This window comes from Natronolimnobius baerhuensis (genome assembly GCF_002177135.1).
Taxonomy (GTDB): Archaea; Halobacteriota; Halobacteria; order Halobacteriales; family Natrialbaceae; genus Natronolimnobius; species Natronolimnobius baerhuensis.
In genome coordinates, this window is the sequence record NZ_MWPH01000006.1 from 68,475 (window position 1) to 91,233 (window position 22,759).

Below are 22,759 nucleotides of genomic sequence, written 5' to 3' on the forward strand. Positions count from 1 at the left end.
TAACTACTGATCAGCAAATCTTTTACACGATTGTGTTGACGTTTGGTTTCTGATTACTCATTCTGGTGCCCGAACAAAAAATTATATATACTGGTACTGAGTTGTGGGTGTTGTGTTAGTCAATGACGCCCGGAGATAAGTATACAATTCTGAAATCGGCGGCGGACTTCGACGAAGCAGGAACTGATCGCAGAGAGTTCATGAGCCGTCTTGCGGCCGGTGGCGGTGCCGTGATGCTCGGATCTTCGCTTGCAGGTTGTCTCGGATCGGACGACGAGGAGATGCCGAACGAACTGACCGTTCTCCGGGCAGGGGATTCCGACATGCTAGATCCCCACCGTACGACGCTCGCGTACTCGAGTATGGTCATGACATGGTTGTATGATTCCTTGCTGAAAATTGATTTTGATGGGAATATGCAGCCTGGACTCGCGACTGATTGGGAGTACAACGATGACGGAACAGAGTGGACAGTCGAACTTCGTGACGGAGTCACTTGGCACGACGGTTCCGAATTCACTGCAGAAGACGTCGAATTCACCTATACTCGTGGCGCCGACATATCCGGCTGGTCGTGGGCGTTTGGCCCCCTTGAGGATGTCGAGATCATCGACGATCACCAGGTCACATTCGTCTTCGATGACCCATACTTCCCTTGGGAAAACTACTATGCCGGGGCGAACGACGGCTTCTTTGACGTTATTCCGAAGGGACCGGTCGAAGCGGACGAGGACGGGTTTAGCGCGAATCCCATCGGAACTGGACCGTACGAGTTCGATGAATGGGTTCGCGACGACCATATTACTCTGGTCCGAAACGACGACTGGGCAGTCCCACCGCTCCCAGAGGTCGAATCGGAAGACGCGCCCCTGCCCGAAAAGATCACGTTCCGAACGATCGCGGAGGAGACACCGCTGGTCCAAGAACTAATCCAGGGGAACGCGGATGTGCTATACAGTCGTGACTTCCCTCATCGCGAGCGCGACACAATCGAGAACGCTGACGGAACGCGGATTGAGCGGCAGGTCGGGGAAACCGCAGGGTACGTGGTCTTTAATATGGATCGCGAGCCAACCGACGAGATCGAGGTGCGTCAAGCACTCGCTCACGCTATCGATAAAGATCGAATTATCAACGATATTTTCTACGGTCTTGGACAGGAAAATTGGGTTCCGTTCTCTGAAAATGTCGAGTATTGGGCCGGCGATACGGTTCGGGAGGAAGTACCGCTCGAGTTCGATCCGGATCGGTCCCGTGAACTCCTTGAAAACGCTGGATGGGAGGACACTGGCGGCGAGTTCAGGGAACGAGATGGAGAAGAGTTGCGTTTGGATCTCCTCTCGGTCAACACGCCTGCACCGGTCTTGCAACTGTCCGAGGAAATGGTTTCAATGTTCGCTGATGTCGGTGTGAACGCGGATCTCAACGCCCTCGAGTACGGGACGGCGTACTCCCAGGGATCCGAAGGCGTGCACAACGTCTTTTACGCCACGATTGGTTGGGCGGAAGCGGGCATCGCGAATTTCTTCTGGCACTCCGATAACATCGGTGGTGGGAATCGGATATTCCTCGATGATCCGGAAATCGACACTCTGCTGGAAGAGGCGACAACGGTCGAAGATCCGACAGAGATTTACGAAGAAGTCCAAATTCGGGCGATGGAAACCTACGGTTGTCAGCCTATCATGACATACGACGAGGTTCGCGGTGTCAATGAACGGGTACAAAACTACCGGCAGCACCCGATCACGATGACGCCGATGTATCACGATATGACGCTCGAATAATAATATCTGTATGATGTACTCGAACCATGTCTGGAATATTGAAGTACGTAGTTAAGCGACTACTTTGGGCGATTCCCGTCCTACTGGGTGCAGCGTTAGTTGCGTTCATGCTCGTCCACCTCGCACCGGGCGATCCGGTCCAACTCATGCTTGGCGAGGCAGCGACGCCCGAGCAGATTGACCAAACTCGGGAAGAACTCGGTCTTAACGACCCACTCTATGTGCAGTTCGGAACGTTTGTCACCGATGCTGTTCAGGGCGACCTCGGCCAGTCAATATCCACACGCCAGCCCGTTTCAGAGCAGATCATGGATCGAATCCCGTATACGCTTCAGTTAGCAGGAGTTAGCATGGTTATCTCGTTGGCACTGGCGTTCCCTCTGGGAATCCTTTCAGCGACGCACAAACAGGGGCGAATCGATAGTGGGAGCCGACTTGCAGCTCTGCTTGGGATTAGTATTCCTAACTTCTGGTTGGGCATCATCCTCATCCTGTTTGTCGCCGTTCCGATCAGTATTTTCCCCCTCGTTGGGATGACGCTGATTACGGATGATGTAATCGATGGGCTCCTGTCGACACTGTTGCCAGCGATAGCTATCGGAACAGCGTTAGCAGCGCTCGTCATGCGCATCCTTCGCGGTGGGATCACCGACGAAATGAATAAAGGGTACGTTCAGACCTCTCGGGCGTACGGAATCGCGGAGTCTGAGATCATGTACGTCCATATCCTGAAAAATGCAGTGCTGCCGACAATCACCGTAATCGGCCTGCAACTCGGGTATCTGATCGGTGGAAGCATCATCATCGAGACTGTGTTTAGCATTCCGGGGGTCGGACAACTCGCGATCAATGCAATCTACGCACAGGATTTCCCGATCGTTCAGGGTGTTATCCTGTTCGTCGCCGTTGCGTTCGTAGCGGCGAACATTCTGGTGGATATCCTCTATGCGTACCTTGACCCGCGAATCCAGTACGATGGAGGTGGCCAATGACGACTGAAACGAACGATGTAGCTGACGCAACTGAACAGGCGGACAAAATTGAACAACAGGCTCACGTCACGACGAAGCAGCGGGTTCTACGCCAGATCTTGGCGGACCCACTCGCGATGGTTGGTGGCAGCGTTATCGCACTCGTCTTTGCCGTCGCTATTTTCTCAGCGGTTGATCAATTCCTTCTCGAACGGCGATTGATCACGGCGCTGTTGAACGATCCGTACGCGACGAACCGCGAGGCTCGGTTGCTTGGCCCTAGCGTCGAATACCCAATGGGGACCGATCACCAGGGGAGAGACGTCATGGCTCGTGTTATCTATGGTACTCGTACGAGCATCTTCGTCGGTGTGACCGCGGTCACGACGGCGGCAGTGTTCGGGATCCTGATCGGGGCTGTGACTGCCTACTACGGGAACTTGACGGATATGATCGGGATGCGTGCGATGGACGTTCTGCTCGCGTTTCCAGCGATTTTGTTGGCGATCGGTCTGCTCGCAGTGTTTGGACGCGGAATCACCAACGTTATCATTGCGATCACGATCGTTTATACACCGATCTTCGCACGAGTTGCCCGAAGCGAGTTCCTCTCGGAAAAGTCCGAAGAATACGTCGATGCGGCTCGTGTTATCGGATATCCAGACCGTCGGATAATGATTCGTGAGCTGCTTCCAAATTGCCTGACGTCGATTACGGTACAGTTTACGTTCAGCCTCGCACTGGCTATCATCGCGGAAGCGTCGCTGTCATTCCTCGGTGTCGGCGTGTCACCAATTACGCCTTCGTGGGGAATGATGCTCTCACAGGCCCGCGACTACATGACCATCGCCTGGTGGTTTTCGCTGTTCCCCGGGGTCTCTATAGCGATCACCGTTTTCTCGTTCAACATCCTTGGTGACAGCTTACGCGATGCATTAGATCCCGAAGAAGGAAGCGGAGGAGGTGGGATGATATGACCGGACGAGCACCCGCGACTGCGACGTGGCTATCACGATCCTTAGCAGCACACATAGCAATGAGAAGCACCCGGCCAAAGGCCGTCTTGGAGGGAACAAACGATGAGTCTACTCGAAGTTACTGACCTACACACGCGGTTCGACACATCAGAAGGAACCGTCCACGCCGTCGATGGCGTTGACCTGAACATCGAAGCCGGTGATATTGTTGGTCTCGTCGGCGAAAGCGGCAGCGGAAAAAGCGTTACCGCACGCTCAATTATGCGGCTAATCAACTCACCAGGTGAAATCGCCGATGGCGAAATTACCTTCAACGAGACAGATATCCTGGCCGCCGACAAATCCGAACTCCGCTCGATTCGAGGAAATCGGATCTCAATGATATTTCAGGATCCACAGGATGCGTTTAATCCGACACAGACGATCGGTCGTCAACTTCACGATGTCCTCCGAACCCACGAATCGGGATCCGTTCATCCACTTATGCGAATCCTCGGACGGGATCACTCCTCAGCGTACCGTGAACGCGTTGTCGAAGCGCTCGACCGCGTCGGCATTCCAAGTCCCGAAACGCGATATGACGAGTACCCACACCAGTTCTCGGGTGGGATGTTACAGCGCGCGATGATCGCAATGGCTGTCCTCTGTGAGCCGGAACTGATACTCGCTGATGAACCGACAACTGCCCTGGACGTCACTGTTGAGAGCCGAATTCTTTTGATGTTTCGAGAACTCGTTGACGATCTTGGTATCTCTGTTTTGTGGATCACACATGATCTCTCAATCGTCTCCGAACTCTGTGATCGTGTCGTCGTGATGTACGCTGGGAAAATTATGGAGGAGGGGCCAACCGAGGATCTTCTCGAAAATCCACAACACCCGTACACGCGCGCTCTCCTCGAGTCAGTACCGCGATACGATATGCCCGAAAAAGAGCTATTTGCGATCGACGGATCGATTCCGAGTCCACACAACATGCCTCAGGGCTGCCGATTCGCTGATCGTTGCCCGGAGGCGCACGAACGATGCTACGACGACCATCCACCGATGTACGAGCGTCAAGAGACGCACGCCGCGTGTTATCTCTTGGATGACACCAATAGTAAAAGACCGGAACCGGGGGTGGAAGAATGACACTCGTACAGACGGAAGGGCTAAAGAAGCACTTTCCAGTGAATTCTGATTTCTTCTCTCGCTACCTCTCGAGAGAGGCCGTACACGCCGTTGATGGCGTCGATTTGACCGTCGAGAGAGGGCAAACGCTTGGATTGGTTGGAGAGAGTGGGTGCGGGAAGAGTACGCTCGGTCGATGTCTACTCAGATTGTTGTCGCCCACCGAAGGGAGCATCTACTTTGACGGTGAGGAAATCACCGATCTGAGCCAGCGACAGTTGCGATCGCGTCGCCGGAACATGCAAATGGTGTTTCAAAATCCACGCAGCAGTCTCAACCCGAGACAGACTGTCGGAGAGATCCTCACGAACCCTATCGAGTTCCACAACATCGCGGCCGGCGACGAGGCAGAGGAAATCGCACGGACGTTACTCGAGGATGTTGGGTTAGCGGGTAATCACGTCAACCGATATCCACACGAATTCTCTGGGGGCCAACAGCAACGAATCGGCATTGCCAGGGCACTGTCGGTCAATCCTGACTTCATCGTTCTCGACGAACCTGTCTCCGCGCTCGATGTCAGTGTTCAGGCCCAGATTTTACAGCTTATTGAACAAATCAAAACAGAGTATGATCTTACGCTCGTGTTTATCAGCCACGATCTCAACGTTGTTAGACACGTCTGTGACGAGGTCGCTGTAATGTATCTTGGTGAAATCGTTGAGAACGCCCCAGTCGATAAACTGTTCGAAAACCCGATGCATCCGTATTCTCAAGCGCTTCTGAATTCTGTTGCGCTCCCGGACGCATCGAAGTCGGTCGACAGAGAGAACGTAATCAACGAAGACCTTCCGTCGCCGATCAACCCTCCCAGTGGATGTCGATTCCATACTAGGTGCCCCGAAGTGATGGATGAGTGTCGTTCAAATAAGCCATCACTGTGTACCCGGGTTGACTCAGACACACAAACGTCACGGCTGGCAAAATGCCACTTGTACGATAGAAAGTAACCCATTCATATCGGCACGGAATTTTTCTTGAGGTGGTTCTGAATGGCAAAGATTGTGTAAGTGACTTCAGCTGGCTCGGCGGTCATTGTCCATATTGGCCTATGCCAGTAGTAAGGGGTCTAATTGCATGTGACTTGTAGAAACCGAGCTCCCGAAATTGTGGCGCCTTCAGCATACCTATTCTATATGGCTAAATATGGTTTATAGTCTTTGACTTTGAGAGTAGAAGGCCTGTGAACATCACAAACACCCGCGAGAGCCGATATGGTCTTTACTTGGTTAAAGAGCAGTTTAACCAAGTAGTTTCAATAGGGCCGACGCTGTACCCCACAGTGACAATCGTGCCTGAACGAAATTCTGAGGTTACGGCCGGTTCTGACGCCTCCAACACCCACCACTCGAGTGTCCACCAAGCGGTTGACCGCTACTTGAATAAGAAACTCGAGGCTGGCGGCAGCCGCGCGACGATGCAATCGCCGCTCACTGCCTTCGCCACGTACTGCGAGAACCAGGGCATCGAACGCGTCGATGAGCTGACCACCGACGACCTTCGTGACTACGGTCTCGAGTTGCGAAGTGCATCCATTGATGGCGACATTGCGGGTTCGACAGCGAATACGTACTTCCGGTATATTCGCGCGTTCCTCTCGTTTTGCGTTCGGGATGGGAAACTCGACACGAATCCTGCCGACACTGAAGCCGCCGAAGAGTTCCTTCCCGAAGATACGCCGACACGGGACACCCAGTTCTGGGAACCCGACCAACGGAAGCGGTTACTCGAGTACGCCGACGAACGCGTCCGTATGGCACGTGACGAGACGATTGATACACCACTCGAGCGGGCCTACCGCGACCGGACAATTGTCGTGTTGCTCGCCGAACTCGGGTTGCGTGGGGCCGAACTCTTTCGCGACCCGAACGACGATGCCCGTGACGGGCTTCAGTGGGGAGACGTCGATCTCGCGAACGGCCGACTCGAAGTCTTCGGAAAGTCCCGCGAGTACGAGACCGTCGGACTGACCAGAGATGCACAAGATGCCCTCGAGCGCCTACAGCGGGTTCAAGACCCACCGACTGACGAGTGGCCGCTGTTCCCGACCGACCACGCTGCGAGCAAGTACGACGCTGTTGAAACGGCGACGGGCGAACGACCTCCGACCGGAACCGATATCGACGCCGTCTGTCGTGAGCAACGGATTGCCCCGTCGTCGATCACCAAAGAGGCCGGTCGACAGATCCTCAAACAGTTGACTGCCGAGGCTGGGATTGAACTCACCGGCGACGCTGACTATCTCCAACCACATGGCGCACGGCGAGCACTGGGTGCTGAGTTGTACAAACAAGGCCACTCGGAGCTAGCCCAATCGGCGCTGCGGCACTCGTCGATAGAAACGACTCACGAGGCGTATTCGGATATCAAAGCGGAGGACATTGCCAAGTCAATCGACGAGGTGCGAGAGTGAAATCAACAACTCGAACAGATATCGCTGTCCGAACAGGCGGTTGTCCTGCTCGACCCTCTCCGGACGTTCATTGATCCATTACGGAGGGTGGCTGGTCTTCCCTTCGTGATGCCCGTCGTCGCTGTATGAACGGACTGACGCCGCTGGATATGCGAAACCGGATACTGGCCGTGGCAGTTCATGCTCGAGAAGGGGATCGAACCGCCGTCAATGAGCACGTCCAGTGTGCGAACGCTGTTGAAACGGCTTTCAGAGAGGCTTCGATTCTTGACCTCGAGGCGGATGCGTATCTCACGCTGCATGGTGCCCGCCGTGGGGTTGGCGAGACGCTGTATCGAGAGCGTGGGGCTGCTGCAGCACAGCGAACGCTGCGAATGCGGATCCGCAGACGACCTTGGAGATGTACTCTCATATTGAAGTGAGTGAACTGGCTGCGGACAACACAACAGTGTTTGACGACGAATAACCTGTTTGTGTCGTCCGGATATCACCTCTCTTCTTGCGGTCTCTGACCTATACACTTCTTATCGCTATATACTCTCTGTAATCCCAGAAGGCAGGCATGTCACGGATAATCGGTTGAATTGCTCAGTAAACCTGCGAACCTAACACGGGTGTTCATATCGATATGAAGTGGTGTTGATATAGATATGTTGAACGAGGAGAATGCGATTTGACTTGGGGAAAGCATTTACCTAGCTAATCCTTACATACTGTTATGAACCGACGTACATTCCTCACAGGAACGGGGACTGGAAGCATTGCTTTAGTCGCTGGTTGTACAGGGCTATTGAGCGATTCAGACACACCTGACCATCTCGTCCAAATTGCAAATGGGAGAGAGACAGACCACGAAGTTTTCGTTGAAATGGAGTTTGGGGGAGAGGAAACCGAATACGGGCCACAAACGATTGGACCGAGTGAAAATTGGGAGGTGAGACGCTTTGACTCTGAAGGGGAACTGACTATTAGGGTCTATGTGGATGAGGAACTTATCTGGGACGACACGCATGAGATTCCAACACCAAGCGGGGACCGCCGCTCGTTTGCTCAAGTTGAATTGCTCCCTGATGATGAGGTGCGAACCCTAGTTAAGCAAGAGTTAAGCAAGAGGATTAGCAGCGCATCCATTGATACGTGAATCCCTATATGTAGCAGTCACCCTGCGTGTCCATTCAATCAAAATACATACTTTTTAGAAGGTGTTTCTCGTCTTATCGAGTAGTGTCGGTAACTCAACCTACTCAATCCCCGTTCGACCACGATAGGTACTTCACATTTACCGTCAACGACGAGACTTACAACGGAAGCATCCACTTCCAGACCCACTACGCCGAGAATCCTGATTTTGTCGAAGTTCTACGAAATTCCTTCTTCCGCAACGGAACTCTCAATGATACCCGTGCTGGCTGGCATCGGAACACCACGTCATTTCATGCGTGGGTGAAATCACACATGCTTCGGCTCGCATGGGACTGCCAAGAAACCCATCTTCGCCATTTTCTCAAAGTCTTCCCTACCGTCTGCCGCGACTTTGGATTCCCCGTTGAACACGACCAAGATATGAGTGGAGCGCCGAGCCAGTCACGGCTCTGGGAAATGTGGAACAAGGAATTCACCGACGTACAGCGTGAATTCGTTCGAGTAGCCACTGAGGAAGCCCTCTCCTTTGCCCGCGAACAAGGCATTCCTGCTCCTGACCCCATTTTTCGGCCTGAGGAACACAATATCACCACAAAGCGGAGTAAACAGCGGCTTGTCGCGGAGAAGACCAAGGAAGTCTGGCAACAGGCCAAACCGTTCGTCACGGATACGTTCTACCTGAAACGGGCCGAAAACAGCGTGATTCATGAGAACGCGTTCTGGGAACAACATGCGTACATGGGTATGCGCGAGAATATGTACGCCCAGAGTGGTCAGCACTCTTTCTACATTGACTCCCAGCGCGACCGCACGCCGAGCGCGTCGAACCACCGCTATCAGATAGGCAAACTCACTGTCGAGGAAACGCGCTCGATGCTCCATGAAACCACTCGGATGCTAATCTCCCGCGCCCGTCACAACTCCGAACTCGTCGGCAAACTCTGGGCTGCAATCGACATCACAAAGGGAAATCCGTGGACAGGCAAAGTCAAGCGGGACGAGGACAACAATATCTCTGAGGATTGGATTCTCGGCTACAAAGACGGTGAAGTGTACTACCAGTGGGCAACTATCCAGATTATTGGGTACGACATTCCACTCGTTCTGGACGCGGTTCCAGTCAAACGCGGGATGGAGCGAGCCGACATCGTGGATAGTTTGCTGGAAAATGCGCTTGACCTCGTAGACGACATCGAACTTGTGATGATGGACAGAGAGTTCGATAGTGCGGGCGTGAAAGTCGCGTGCGACAAGCACGGTGTCTACTACCTGAACGGCGCACGAAAGCACCAGTCAGAAAGAGCGACGTGTACACGGCTCTGTCGCTCTGAGAAGACGGTTCACATTGAAGAGGAAACAGTTTCAGATGGTCCGAATCGCAAGCGGATGTACCTCCCATCAAGCGCGAACAACGACTTCGATATGGAGAACGAAGATGGGGGTCATGAAACAGAGGAGAGGACAGACATCCGTGAGCAGATGCGCAATGACCTCAGTGACCTCGGTATTAAACTAAATGAAGATGGTTCTCAGCAGGGTTTCCGTTCTCTCACAAAAGAAATTCGAGAAGATGAGGCAGATGAACCGACCGTGGGGAGTAAAGAGGATGCACAGAAGTACGCGCTGTTTGAAACGAACCACCCCAGCGTGACGCTGGATGATAACGATAGCGAGGTTGAGCGCACCCACATGGTTGAGCGGATGGTTCGCCGCTATCGCCACCGCTGGGGCATCGAGAATGGCTACAAGCAAATCAAGACGTTTCGTGTCCGCACGACGAGTAAACGCCACACGTATCGGTTCTTCAATTTCGTGTTTGCGTGCGTGCTGTACAACGTCTGGCGGCTTGTGGATTTGCTTGTAAAACTCGCTATTGAGGGTGAAAATTCGACATACGAGCCGTGTGTAGACGCCAATCAGTTTCTCACCGTAGCGAAGAAATACTACGGTCTTGACCCGCCCGACTAATCAGAATCGTTCCGTGTCCGCTGACTCCTGAGCGGCGGCGCTGTTCTGCATCCCCTGTTTTGACGGATTCTCGCCTGTTCCTGTAGTGGCCACTCCATTCTGCTCTACCATCTATTTCGTACAGATATATTGACGTGAGTAAAACAGCCACCCAACCGATTATTTGGCTATATGCCTGCCTTCTATGTAATGGGTTTCTCACAATTTGCAACTACTTTGAGTATAGTCGACGACCTTCGGATGGTCTCGAGTCGTGTTCGTCAGCGTGATATTGCTTTAGAGTCGCTTCGAATGGCGATGGATCGTTGGTGACGGCCTTGACGAGTGTCATTGAGACTGGAAATCCAGATCGTTTGGTGATCCGAATATCTTGTTTGCGGAACGTCCTTCAACGACGTTCCCAAACTCTGTGCATCCATACTGTTGTGGATCGAGTACTGAACGTGTGAGAGAGGCTCCGAGGCGATGTGGATGGAACTGGCTTGAGTCGGCGCTTTCTTGCTAATCCGTGCAATCGTGTTACCAAGCGGTCTGAATCCGGTCTTACCACTCGGCGACGCTGCCGTCGTCGTGCCTCCAGACCGGATTGTGCCAGTCAACGTCTTGTGTTGCTCGTTCGCGGACGACATCCTCATCAATGTCGATACCTAACCCGGGTTCTGTGGGCAGGCTGACGTAGCCGTCGTCGTACTCGAAAACGGTTGGATCAGCCAGATAATCGAGCACGTCGCTCGTCTGATTGTAGTGGATATTGAGGCTCTGTTCCTGTATCAGCGTGTTCGGCGTACAGGCATCGACCTGAATACACGAAGCCAGTGCGATTGGGCCGAGCGGACAGTGTGGCGTAACGGCAACGTCGTAGGCCTCTGCCATGCTCGCAATTTTCTTGACTTCGGTAATGCCGCCAGCGTGGGAGAGATCCGGTTGGATCACGTCGGCGACGCCCTGCTCGAACAGCGATTTGAAATCCCACCGGGAGTACATTCGCTCTCCGGTCGCGATCGGGATCGTCGTGTGTTGAGCGATTTCCGGGAGCGAGTCATTGTGTTCCGGCAGGACTGGCTCTTCGATGAACGTCGGCTCGTAGGGCTCGAGAGCCTCGACGAGTCGCTTAGCCATCGGTTTGCTGACGCGGCCATGGAAGTCAACGCCAATGTCGACATCGTCACCAACGGCGTTGCGGACTTCGGCCAGTCGGTCTCGAGCCGCTTGGACGGCTGCAGGGGAATCGACACGTCGCATCTCCGGGGTGCCGTTCATTTTCAGGGCGGTAAAGCCGCTGTCAACCTTTTCGACTGCGGCCTGGCCGACGTCGCTGGGGCGGTCGCCACCGATCCACTGGTAGACACGGATTCGGTCGCGGGCGGCGCCACCGAGTAGTTCGTAGAGTGGCGCATCGAACCGCTTTGCTTTGATGTCCCACAGCGCCTGGTCGATTCCCGAGATGGCGCTCATAAGAATCGGCCCGCCGCGATAGAAGCCACCGCGGTAGAGGCGTTGCCAGTGGTGTTCGATCCGTGACGGGTCTTCATCGAGGAGGTAGTTGTCCATCAGTTCCTCGACGGCAGTACGGACGGTTTTGGCTCGTCCTTCGACGACTGGCTCTCCCCAACCAACCGTGCCGTCGCTCGTCGTGATTTTGAGGAATACCTACCGTGGCGGTACCTCAAACAGTTCGTAGTCAGTGATTGTGGTCATGAGTATCTACGATATCGTGTCTCTATCTGGTCCGTGCGTCGGTAGCTGGCGTCACTCGACTGTGTCGATGAATCGTCGGCCCCACTATTCGAGTTCAAAACGCATCGGGGCCGGATTGTGCCCCTTTATCTTTCCAGACTGTCTTACGACCCTTTCGTTCCGGTGTTCGACAGCCCCTCAACGAGCCAACTCTGGACGAACGCGAATAGCAACAAGACTGGAACCATCGTCACCACTGCTGCTGCAGTGACTGCTCCCCAGTCGACTTGGTTGGCCGTCTGGAATAGCTGGAGGCCCATCGGCAGCGTTCGCGTGCCCGAGGATTGTGAGAGGATGGACACGAAGAGATAGTCGTTCCACGAGGCGATAAACGCGTAGAACGCGCTTACGGCAATTCCCGGAATCGACAGCGGAACGATGATCTTGTACATGATCTGGATTCGATTGCAGCCATCCATCATCGCGGCGTCGTCGAGTGCCTCCGGAATGCCGTCGAAGAACCCTTTCAGGAGCCAGACAGCGAACGGGAGAGCACCAACAGTGTGGCCGATCACCAGTCCCAGCAGGCTATCAACGAGGTTCAGCCGGAACATGATGGTAAACAGCGGCAACAACACGAGTACCAGCGGAAGCATCTGACTCGAAATGAGGCCGAGAATCACGTAGTCTCGTCCGGGATACTCGAATCGACTCACCGAGTACGCTGCTGGGATCGCAACGACCAGTGTGAGGAGGGTCGTCGCGACAGCGACGATGACCGAATTGAGGAAGTACTGCTGGAAGAGTCCATCGCCCAGCACGCGCTCGTAGTTGGCAATCGTGTACTCGTCGATTGACGGAATCAACTCGCCGCTGTAGAGCCCGGATGTCGTCAGGAACGACGAGAGCATGAGCCAGACGATAGGCACGAGCAAGAAGGTGTAATAGCCGAACAACAACCCGTAGACGGTCGCAGCTTTGCGGATCGACATATCGTTGCCGAGATGTCGATCAAACCGCCTAATGAGGCCGTCTATCGTCCCGTCTGCATCGTTCGATTGCGTGGAGTCGGTTTGCGTCGCCATTAGTTGAAGTCCTCCAGTTTGATGTAGATGGTCGTGAACGTGACCATGATCACCATCATCACGACGCCAACACTGGCTGCGTACCCGAGTGCGTAAGTTTCGAACGCCTCGCGATAGATGTACGTTGGCAGCACTTCAGTCGTCTGCAACGGCCCGCCGCCGGTCGACAGCCAGACGAAGTCGAAGTTGTTGAACGTGAACAACACGTGCAACACGATCATGATCATCGAGACGTACGAGATGTTCGGCAGCGTAATATATCGAAACTGTTGGAGCGAACTCGCACCATCCATCTGGGCCGCTTCATAGAGATCTCGTGGGATCGATTGCATTGCAGCGTACAATGCAATTGCGAAGAACGGAACGTTCTTCCAGACGTGCATGAGGATGACCAGTGGCATTGCCCACCGCGTATCAGCGAACCAGTAGGTCGTCGGAAGTCCAAGCCGTTCGAAGATGATGTTTACTGCGCCGTAGCCTGGCTGGACCAGCCAGTTGAAGATAATCACGATGACGATCACCGGAAGCACCCACGTCACCATCGTGAGGCTCCGGAAGATCTGGATGCCCGGAACCTTCTGCATCAACAGAAGGGCAAGCCCGAGTCCCAGTAGGTACTGGAAGGCAACGGCAACGCCGGTCAACACCGCGGAGTTCCACAGCGCCGTCCGAAACACCTCGTCGTTTACTAACTGACTGTAGTTCTCGAAGCGGACCCAGGTCCAGTTGTCCGGCTGGAGCATCGATCGCTCCTGAAAGCTCATTAGGATACCCTCGAGAATCGGGTAGCCGATGATCACTCCCATAATGACGACTACCGGCGCGAGAAACGCGTAGCCAAGCCAACTCTCCTTTGAGAGGGAGAGTAACTCCCGGACGTATGTTCCGGACCGGTCTGATTGCGTAGACATAGATTAGTATGGAGCTCTACTCGTCTGTTCAGGCCTCGAGTTGGACATCGGCGTCAGCGAGGGCCGCTTCGAGTTCCTCGGCAGCGGTTGCGGGATCAGTCTCGTCGTAGATGACTTCCTCGATTGCATCGTACATTGGGGTTCGAACCTCGCCCCACTGAATCTGTGCGGGGGCGACACCGTTTTCGAACGCATCTTCGAACGTCTGGAATTCCTCGAGGTCGTGTTCGACGTCGAGGGAGTCATGCGTTGGTGCGTTTGTCGCGGGGTCGGCGTCCTCGAACCGCTGCATCATCTCTGGGCTCGTGAACAACTCGAGCGCCTCGAGTGAGGCATCGAGGTCTTCGGTGTGCGTGTTGATCATAATCGGCGAGACCTCCATGTACGTTGCTTGCTCGCCGCCATCGACGACAGGGAGTTCCGCGATGCCGGTGTTTTCCTCGATGATATCTGCCTGTTCGTCAGAGGAGTCTGCATGTTGTTGAATCCACGGACCACAGTGGACCATCGCGTGGTCACCCATTGAGTATCCTTCATCGTTAGATTCCCAGCCAGCGCCACGGTAGTCGTCGTCTGCCATCGGTTCGTCACCGAGGAACAGGTTGTGGTACAGCGTCTCGAGAACGACCTCAAAGTCATCGGCAGTCGCTTGCAAAACCCACTCGTCCCCGTCGTGTTCGTAGATGTTACCGGTGCGCTGGTAAACGTGTGAGAGGAACTCCTGTGTCACGCGGACTTCGCCACGTTCGGTCGTCAGGTGGAGGCCGTTCATGTCCTCGTTCGCATTGATCTCGCGTGCCAGTTCGACGAGTTCGTCGAGATCTTCCGGTGGCCCGTCTTCGTACCCATACTCTGCGAGGATGTCCGATCGATAGACGAGTGCGCGACCGTTACCGCCTGGAAGCGGTAGTCCCCAGATTTCACCCTGGAACTCGAAGGCATCTATCGCGGCGTCGAGATAGCCATCAAAGTGATCAAAGTCCTGCACGTGATCGGTCAACGGCTCCAGCATATCCGCCGTAACGTAATCGCCCGGATGCTCGAGAGTGCCCTCAAGCAGGTCTGGCGTTCCGGTATTGCCACCAGTGAGCACGTTGCTCTGTAGATCGTCATACTGGTACTCAGTTAGCTCCCACTCTTGACCAGTTTCTTCTTCCAGTTCGGATTCGAACTCCGGCCGGAACTCCTCCAAGTGGTCTTCATCCCACCAGCCGGCCCAAAACGTGCGGCCATCATCGTCGTCACTGAGGCAGCCGGCAAGGGCTGCAACGCTCGTTGCACCACTGGCTTTCAGGAAAGTCCGCTTGCTAAGCTCCATCGTATACCTCACTCTTCTTGGACCAACTATCATAAAGGTCAGTCTCAGAATCTGAACAAAAAGAGATGAAAACAATTCTGGCCAGCTAACAGTCTCGGCGCTAAATGTTCTTAACGCACGAGCGAGGCCCTGCTGCGACAATTTTATGCGGGTGACTGAGACAGGTGTATGTAGATGCCAACGATAACCTTCATTGGTGCCGGGAGTATGGTCTTTGCAAAGAACCTCGTCGGTGATATCCTCTCGTTTGATGCCCTCTCTGACAGCACAATCAGACTGATGGATATCGACGAGCATCGACTCGCACAGACCACCGCGGTTGCGGAAGCGATGGTCGAAAACGGCGACGTCGACGCTACCATCGAGTCGACGACCGACCGCCGCGAGGCACTCGAGGGAGCCGATTACGTCTTGAACATGATCAACGTCGGCGGGACCGAGCCGTTCGAAAACGAGATTCGAATTCCACAAGAGTACGGCGTCAAACAGTCAATTGGTGACACGCTGGGGCCCGGCGGTGTCTTCCGCGGCTTGCGGACGATCCCAACGATGCTCGAGATCGCTCGAGACATGGAGGAACTGTGTCCCGACGCCTTACTGTTGAACTACACCAATCCGATGGCGATTCTCTGTTGGACGATGGCTGAGGCGACGGACATCGAAACGATTGGCCTCTGTCACAGCGTTCCACACACTGCCGAAGCGATTGCGGACTACGTTGACCTTCCGGAGGACGAACTCGACTACTGGGTCGCCGGCATCAACCACATGGCGTGGTTCCTCGAACTCGAACACGACGGGACAGACGTCTATCCGATGCTCGAGGAAGCGATGACGGATCCTGAGATCTATGAACGGGATACGGTCCGTTTCGAAATCATGAACCACTTCGATGCGTTCGTCACGGAATCGAGCCACCACTTCTCGGAGTACGTTCCGTACTTCCGAACGGATGAGGCTGTGATCGACGAGATGACTGGGACGGACTACGCCGAGCGGATGCCAACCGCGACGTATCTCAACGGCTGGAAGGAACGCTCCGAAGAACGCGACAGTGCTCTCGACGATTTTGATCCTGAAGACGCTGAGATCGAACGCTCTGAGGAGTATGCTGCCCGCTTGATTCATTCAATCGAGACGGATACGTCGCGTCGACTCAACCTCAACGTCCCGAACCACGACGACTACATTACGAATCTCCCCAGCGAGGCCTGCGTCGAAGTCCCATGTCTGATAGACGGCACTGGTGTCCGACCGTGCTCGGTCGGTGATCTGCCACCACAGCTCATCTCACTCATCCGAACCAACGTCAACGTCCAACAGCTCGCCGTCAAAGGTGGCCTCGAGGGCGACCGTGACGCCGTTCACCAGGCGCTCAAACTCGATCCGCTGACCGCAGCAGCGCTTTCGCTCGACGAGATTCACGACATGACCGAGGAACTCATCGACGCGAACGAAGCGTACCTCCCGACGTTAACCTAATCGGCCAGTTTCTTTTTGCGGTGCTCGATCACTCGAGAGGCTGCGCCGAACGGCTGCCAGCTCTGATCGAACAGTGCGACTCCGATCAGTCTCTACATCGACAGTATTCACTCGCCAGTCGCCCATCAATTGCTACTGGTGACTTACGCTGTCGCGTTCGTGCTTGATCCCGGAATGACCGTCTCTTCGTCCAGCGAGGCGTTTTTGAGCGCTTCTCCGCTTTCAGCGTCGAAGACGTGAATATCGTCCTCGGGGAACGTCACATGCACCGTTTCGCCGGGCTGCAATCGTGGTGTGCCGTCGATACTGGCCGTGTATGTTTTCGATCCGATGTCGATGTTGATATGGGAAACGTCACCAAGCGGCTCGACCACGTTGACGGTCGCCTCGATTGCGTTCGGATCGTCTGGCGCTGTCAGTGTGATATCTTCGGGTCGGATTCCGAGGGTGTATGCACCGTCGTTCGCCTCGAGTTCGCTGGTTGTCGTCTCGGTGAGAGTGTAGGTAAATGAGTCGTGCTCGAAGGTTGTATCGGCCAGCGTGACATCGAGGAAGTTCATGCTTGGCGAGCCGATAAAGCCGGCGACGAACCGGTTGGCAGGTTCGTGATAGCACTCGAGCGGCGTGCCAACCTGTTGTAACTCTCCATCGTTGAGGACTGCGATTCGATCACCCATGGTCATCGCTTCTGTCTGGTCGTGTGTGACGTAGATCGTCGTCACGTCGAGTTCCTGCTGGAGGTTCTGCAACTCCATTCGCATCTGTGACCGCAGCTTTGCATCGAGGTTCGAGAGCGGCTCGTCCATCAAGAAGACGGACGGGTCCCGAACGATCGCTCGCCCGAGCGCCACACGCTGTTGCTGGCCGCCCGAGAGTTCGCCAGGTTTCTTCTCGAGGAGATCCTCAATGCCGGTCACTTCCGCAACATCTTCGACCCGGTCATTGATGTCCGCCTTCGCCATATCTGTCGTCATCTTCAGCCCGAACGCCATGTTCTCTCGAGCTGTCATATGTGGATAGAGCGCGTAACTCTGGAAGACCATCGCCATGTCTCGAGCCGAGGGGTTACTATGCGTGACGTCATCTCCATCCACGACGATTTCACCTGAACTCACGGATTCCAGACCAGCGATACAACGGAGCGTTGTTGATTTGCCGCACCCGGACGGACCGACGAGGACGAGGAATTCACCGTCTTTGATCGTGAAATCGAGGTCGTCGACCGCGACGATTTCGTTCTCGCCGTTGTTGAAGACCTTTCTCAGGTTTCGAATCGCAATCTGACCCATGTGAACGGCAATCGTAGCCTCGGATATTAAGACTTTGGTCACAGTCGTAGCTGCTGGCGGTTCTCGCCTAAATCCAGCATAGTCGGTAGAGGGACTCGGGCCAACACTTGTTGCTTATGATCGCACCGTGCTGATTTGGTTTCTGTTTGACTACAGCGACGCTTGTCTCTTCTCACCGAATCTGTTCTCTGCTGATGATTCATAATGTGTGAACAGTATGCTACACTCAGAATATGTATGGTTCGTGCTGTGATAGGGTATCCCAAGAGGTGCTTTTACTCACAGGTTTGCTGGCTCGGTATGAGTCTCATCGGCAGTGGTTCTGTGTTCATCAAGTATGAACAATTATTTGTTGATGGGGGGTGGAGGTATCTCTATGACCACGCCAAACGTCCCTCCTGGGTCGGACGATCAACCGACTGCGACAACGTCAGTAACGAGCGTTCGAGTGATTGAGGCGCTTAAAGATCGTCACACTGCCGGTATTACCCAACTGGCGAGCGAACTTGAACTGTCGAAGGGAACGGTCCACAAACACCTTAACACCCTTCGACAGTTAGATTACGTCGTCAAGGATGGCCACGAGTATCGATTGAGCGTCAGCTTCCTTGGACTGGGAACGAGTGCACGAGCCCAGCTCCCCATCTACGACGCTGCGTTACATCCATTGGAAGATCTTGCCTCAGCAACGGGCGAAACGGCGAGTCTCATGATCCCAGAACATGGGTATGGCATATATATTGCACAAGAACGTGGCGCCAGACAGGACACAAACGATGTGCGAGTCGGAGACCGCCTTCCAATGCACGCAACAGCGGGTGGGAAAGCTATCCTTTCGTATCTGCCACAAGATGAACGCGACATGATTCTTGGCCGTCGTGGAATGCCAGCGCTCACAGAGCACACCATTACGGACCGAGCCGAACTCGAGGATGAACTGCAACTCGTCCGCGACCGTCGAACTGCGTATGATAGGGGCGAACACCGTTCGGACCGTCACTGTATTGCTCACCCAGTGATGGACAATGAGGAGCGCGCAATCGCTGCAGTATCTGTCTCGGGTCCAGCGACTCGGATGAAACGAAAGGACGCTAGTACCGATTTTGAAAGCCTCGTCGGCAGTACGATTAACTCCATCCGTAATCGCCTTTCACGTCTTGACGAATAATTACGCTCGTACGACTGTAATAATCCTGCAATTCATACCTCATGAACAACAATCAAACGACGCAGTATATTTTGCCTTATTTCCGACCACCGAGAGTAGTACTCGAGGATTTCCCCGAATTGTTTTTGATACATGAACAGAAATCACTGCTGGCTCGTCTGTATATGCTTTGTCAACCAGCAACCCCTGGCTCATCCTCGAGACGGCGATACCGAAAACAAATATACGCTTCCCACTCCAGAAGCGGGTAATGACCGCCGATGAACATCCGAACGTGCTCGTGGTCTTGACGGACCAGCAGCGGTGGGATACCCTTAGTGCATACGGGTGTCCACTGGATCTCACGCCAACACTTGATGGGCTTGCCACGCGTGGGACCGTTTTGAAACAGGCGATCACACCACAACCGCTGTGTGGTCCGTTCCGTGCGATGTTCCAGAGCGGCAAATATGCCAGTGAAGTCGACGTATGGCGAGATACGATGCCCATCTCGACCGATGAGTTACGTCTCGCTCAACAGTTCAAAGACGCCGGATACGACGTAGGGTACGTTGGAAACTGGCATATTTCGGGAACGTTCGATGATCCGATTCCTGAAGACCTTCGTGGTGCGTACGAAGACTTCTGGATTGCTGCCGACGTTCCGGAGTTCACCTCTTCTCCGATGGACGGACACCTGTTTGGCTCCGATAACGACCCCGTCGAGTTTGCGTCGTATCGTGCGGATGCATTCACCGACTTCGCACGCGAGGCCATTGAGTCTCTCTCGGAGCCGTTCTTCCTCGTCGTTGCGTATCTCGAGCCACACAACCAGAATGATATGATGACATACGCCGCGCCGGATGGATACGCAGAACCCTACAAGAAGCGACCGTACGTTCCTGAGGACCTTCGTAATCGACCCGGCGACTGGTACGATGAGCTTCCAGACTACTACGGGACGATCAAACGCCTTGATGAGTGTGTGGACGAGCTCTTGAGCGAACTCTCTGCCCGCGGTATCGAAGATGAAACCATCGTGAGCTACACCGCAGATCACGGCTGTCATTTCCGTACTCGTCCCGGAGAATACAAGCGCACACCTCACGAATCTGCTGTCCGAGTTCCTGCTGTTCTGTCTGGGCCTGGGTTCGATACGGGTACTGATATCGAGACTCCGACGAGTCTCATTGATCTTCCGCCGACACTGCTTGATGCCGCCGGACTCGATATTCCCGATGCAATGCACGGCGAGAGCTTTCTCCCGGTTGCCCACGGTGACCGTCCCGATGCTGACGGTGATGCGTTCATCCAACTTAGTGAGTCACAGGTTGGTCGAGCGCTCCGAACCGAGCAATGGAAGTACGGTGTTGCCGCAACCTCTTCGACCGGATGGCGAGGTGGAAGCGGGGCAAAATCGTCCGATACGTACGTTGAACGGTATCTCTATGATCTCGCACGGGACCCACACGAACAGGTCAATCTCGCTGGGCGACCTGATTTCCGATCCGTCGCTGATGACCTCCAAGCGCGTCTTCTCGAGTATATCGAAACCGTGGAAGGTGAATCTCCCCGGATTAGGCCATACGAAAACGGCTATAGCGTGTTCTGAAACAGCGGGATTTCAGCATGCTCGAGAATGAATATTTATTCATGTATTGTGACACGTAACCTGGGAGTGCCTCTAGTAGTCATTGCACACCTGAACGCCCGACAACTGTCCCTCAGTGTTAAATTCAACCCTTGAACGGAGTGCATGATTGGTTAGCAGCGTTCTATACTCGTCGATGACAAAGCCGTTGCGGCGTTTGATGGATAAATTTACTGTTACAAATAAAGGCTGTTAAAATTGGGCTATAAGTGCAACACAACATGTCCTAATTTACTTCTTGTTGTCGAGTATTTGATCAATAAGGCACTGATTTCGAAATTAATTTCTTATACTATTTCAGTGAAAAATACACTCTCGCAGGGGAGGTGATTTTATCTATTAATTTTGCCGTTCGACTTCACTTACTCGATTAGGGCTGAACAGACGAGATGAATATTCGACAGAATCTCATCGGAAAGTAATTTCACACCTTCAAAAAGTGGGCCGGCCGTTTTCCATAACTCGAGGGTTACCAGTCGGGCGAACGTATGAATGTGTATTGGAGTTTTCATACATTATTGCGCCCATTAGATATCAAATTAATCGCTTGATGGACAAACGCCTTCTGGCGAAGTACTAAACCTAGCAGTTCAGGGCTGAAGCCGCACTAGTCCATTACGCAGACACTGTTTCTCGACAGGTCATACCTCCAATCACACGATCACTTCGAGTGACGGCACTGTCGAAGCAGTTGAGATATGCTGTCTCAGTATGTAGCTCGAAGAACCAACTCGTTGAGGGGAACGTTTCTAACGGATTTGCTCGAGATCGATGAACACATCCATGTCTGCAGACAACCAGGTTGTCAGTTGTTCAACTTCGGAACAGTCTCGAGGCAGAATCGTACATCGATCAGGTCGACTTTCGTATCGAACGACGATGGCCTCGAGGGTGATCGATTGATTCGAGTGCTGGGGTGTGGTCGTCTCGCGGTGCCGGACGTCGTCGGGGTGATAGCCGCTCGAAGTGCCTGTCATGGGTCTTAATTGGGCAGCGGTCCTACATCGACGGTATTCCGAGTCGTACAAAGCCGCTTCTAGTTGTGATATTGAGTAGTATGGACGGCTTGGCAGCGATCCGTATGATGGAACGCGAGCGATAATTATGGGGTCGAACGTAGTTGACATGGCGACTATTAGATGGCTTTACCATAGTTGACTGTGATCCGCTGATATCGTGCGTATCGAGACCCCAACCATCGATCTCGATCCGCAACAGCGGATCCTCGAGCGAGAGCACCGACAGATAACTGCAGAACGACGTGCGTTTGAACGGTTCTCGAGTCGAATCGTCGATCTGGAGGTCAGGCCAGTCCACCATGTTGCTGGGTCGTCCGGCTCCGTTGGGACAGTTCGACGCGTCACCGAGACGACGCAGGCTGGTCTTCGCGAGGTGCAACAGGCCTACACTGAAACCGTGATGAGCGTCTCTCATTACGATGATGTCTACGCTGAGTCGTGGGACGAACACATGGCCGAAGAGTTAAGCGAAGAACTGGCAGTGGCGATCCGGACGGCGACGCAGTTCGATCCACGGCTCCAGCAGTCGATTGTTGACGCGACGGCACAAGCTGTAACGCGACGAACCAATCTGCTCGAGCCGATCAACGCCGAGCAGGCCGCACTCGAGGATGTTCGGCGATTGATCACAGAAATGCAAGGAGGAAGCCCACGACTTCAGTCGTGGGTTACTGACTTGCGATCTATGTGTTAAACAATATTCGCCAACTGTTACTGTTGTGTCGTCTACAACGGAACTCTCGCCTAG

18 protein-coding genes and 1 pseudogene are annotated in these 22,759 nt (G+C 54.0%); 13 read left to right on the forward strand and 6 right to left on the reverse strand.

The window, feature by feature from the left end:
- Positions 1–122 precede the first annotated feature (122 nt).
- The 9 genes and pseudogenes from B2G88_RS18790 (at position 123) to B2G88_RS18830 (ending at position 10,432) form a co-directional block, all read left to right on the forward strand.
- Positions 123–1,787: an ABC transporter substrate-binding protein gene (locus B2G88_RS18790; RefSeq protein WP_087715659.1), complete on the forward strand. Its 1,665-nt coding sequence runs from the start codon at positions 123–125 to the stop codon at positions 1,785–1,787.
- A gap of 38 nt (positions 1,788–1,825) precedes the next feature.
- On the forward strand, positions 1,826–2,779 hold the full coding sequence (locus B2G88_RS18795; protein WP_217895835.1) for an ABC transporter permease: 954 nt from the start codon (positions 1,826–1,828) through the stop codon (positions 2,777–2,779).
- A complete protein-coding gene (locus B2G88_RS18800) occupies positions 2,776–3,735 on the forward strand; it encodes an ABC transporter permease (protein ID WP_087715660.1) in 960 nt (319 codons plus the stop codon). Before B2G88_RS18795 ends, B2G88_RS18800 begins: the two co-directional genes overlap by 4 nt.
- 102 nt (positions 3,736–3,837) lie before the next feature.
- On the forward strand, positions 3,838–4,869 hold the full coding sequence (locus B2G88_RS18805; RefSeq protein ID WP_087715661.1) for an ABC transporter ATP-binding protein: 1,032 nt from the start codon (positions 3,838–3,840) through the stop codon (positions 4,867–4,869).
- On the forward strand, positions 4,866–5,858 hold the full coding sequence (locus B2G88_RS18810; RefSeq protein WP_087715662.1) for an ABC transporter ATP-binding protein: 993 nt from the start codon (positions 4,866–4,868) through the stop codon (positions 5,856–5,858). Before B2G88_RS18805 ends, B2G88_RS18810 begins: the two co-directional genes overlap by 4 nt.
- Positions 5,859–6,325: 467 nt before the next feature.
- A complete protein-coding gene (locus tag B2G88_RS18815; protein WP_054862158.1) occupies positions 6,326–7,321 on the forward strand; it encodes a tyrosine-type recombinase/integrase in 996 nt (331 codons plus the stop codon).
- Positions 7,322–7,787: pseudogene (locus tag B2G88_RS18820) on the forward strand (integrase); the annotation flags it as partial.
- A gap of 252 nt (positions 7,788–8,039) precedes the next feature.
- Positions 8,040–8,462: a hypothetical protein gene (locus B2G88_RS19325; protein ID WP_140408924.1), complete on the forward strand. Its 423-nt coding sequence runs from the start codon at positions 8,040–8,042 to the stop codon at positions 8,460–8,462.
- 83 nt (positions 8,463–8,545) lie between these two features.
- Entirely contained in the window at positions 8,546–10,432 is a 1,887-nt protein-coding gene (locus B2G88_RS18830) for a transposase (RefSeq protein ID WP_140408925.1), read from the forward strand.
- A 543-nt stretch (positions 10,433–10,975) separates the two neighbouring features.
- Here B2G88_RS18830 and dgoD read toward each other — a convergent pair.
- From dgoD to B2G88_RS18850, 4 genes are all read right to left on the reverse strand, one after another.
- Positions 10,976–12,070: a galactonate dehydratase gene (dgoD, locus tag B2G88_RS18835; protein ID WP_245835469.1), complete on the reverse strand. Its 1,095-nt coding sequence runs from the start codon at positions 12,068–12,070 to the stop codon at positions 10,976–10,978.
- 203 nt (positions 12,071–12,273) lie between these two features.
- Positions 12,274–13,194, reverse strand: coding sequence for a carbohydrate ABC transporter permease (locus B2G88_RS18840; protein WP_217895837.1), 921 nt, complete (start codon positions 13,192–13,194; stop codon positions 12,274–12,276).
- Positions 13,194–14,105, reverse strand: a complete 912-nt coding sequence (locus B2G88_RS18845) for a carbohydrate ABC transporter permease (protein ID WP_054862104.1) — start codon at positions 14,103–14,105, stop codon at positions 13,194–13,196. The genes B2G88_RS18840 and B2G88_RS18845 overlap by 1 nt, the downstream gene beginning before the upstream one ends.
- 28 nt (positions 14,106–14,133) lie before the next feature.
- Positions 14,134–15,423, reverse strand: coding sequence for a sugar ABC transporter substrate-binding protein (locus B2G88_RS18850; RefSeq protein ID WP_087715663.1), 1,290 nt, complete (start codon positions 15,421–15,423; stop codon positions 14,134–14,136).
- Positions 15,424–15,597: 174 nt separating this feature from the next.
- On the opposite strand from B2G88_RS18850, the gene melA reads away from it, so the two are divergent.
- Positions 15,598–16,905 (forward strand): alpha-glucosidase/alpha-galactosidase, encoded by a 1,308-nt coding sequence (melA, locus tag B2G88_RS18855; RefSeq protein WP_087715664.1) that lies wholly within the window; start codon positions 15,598–15,600, stop codon positions 16,903–16,905.
- Between the two features lie 143 nt (positions 16,906–17,048).
- On the opposite strand, the gene B2G88_RS18860 is transcribed toward melA, so the two are convergent.
- Positions 17,049–18,194 (reverse strand): ABC transporter ATP-binding protein, encoded by a 1,146-nt coding sequence (locus B2G88_RS18860; RefSeq protein WP_054862101.1) that lies wholly within the window; start codon positions 18,192–18,194, stop codon positions 17,049–17,051.
- Between the two features lie 376 nt (positions 18,195–18,570).
- Here B2G88_RS18860 and B2G88_RS18865 point away from each other — a divergent pair, with 376 nt between their 5' ends.
- Both B2G88_RS18865 and B2G88_RS18870 read left to right on the forward strand, forming a co-directional pair.
- Entirely contained in the window at positions 18,571–19,362 is a 792-nt protein-coding gene (locus B2G88_RS18865) for an IclR family transcriptional regulator (RefSeq protein ID WP_087715665.1), read from the forward strand.
- A 250-nt stretch (positions 19,363–19,612) separates the two neighbouring features.
- Positions 19,613–20,953, forward strand: a complete 1,341-nt coding sequence (locus B2G88_RS18870; RefSeq protein ID WP_087715666.1) for a sulfatase-like hydrolase/transferase — start codon at positions 19,613–19,615, stop codon at positions 20,951–20,953.
- 788 nt (positions 20,954–21,741) lie between these two features.
- On the opposite strand, the gene B2G88_RS18875 is transcribed toward B2G88_RS18870, so the two are convergent.
- Positions 21,742–21,969 carry a DUF7511 domain-containing protein gene (locus B2G88_RS18875; RefSeq protein WP_054862099.1) on the reverse strand — a complete coding sequence of 76 codons (228 nt, stop codon included), beginning with the start codon at positions 21,967–21,969 and terminating at the stop codon, positions 21,742–21,744.
- A 199-nt stretch (positions 21,970–22,168) separates the two neighbouring features.
- On the opposite strand from B2G88_RS18875, the gene B2G88_RS18880 reads away from it, so the two are divergent.
- Positions 22,169–22,705: a DUF7260 family protein gene (locus B2G88_RS18880; RefSeq protein ID WP_087715667.1), complete on the forward strand. Its 537-nt coding sequence runs from the start codon at positions 22,169–22,171 to the stop codon at positions 22,703–22,705.
- Positions 22,706–22,759: the final 54 nt, after the last annotated feature.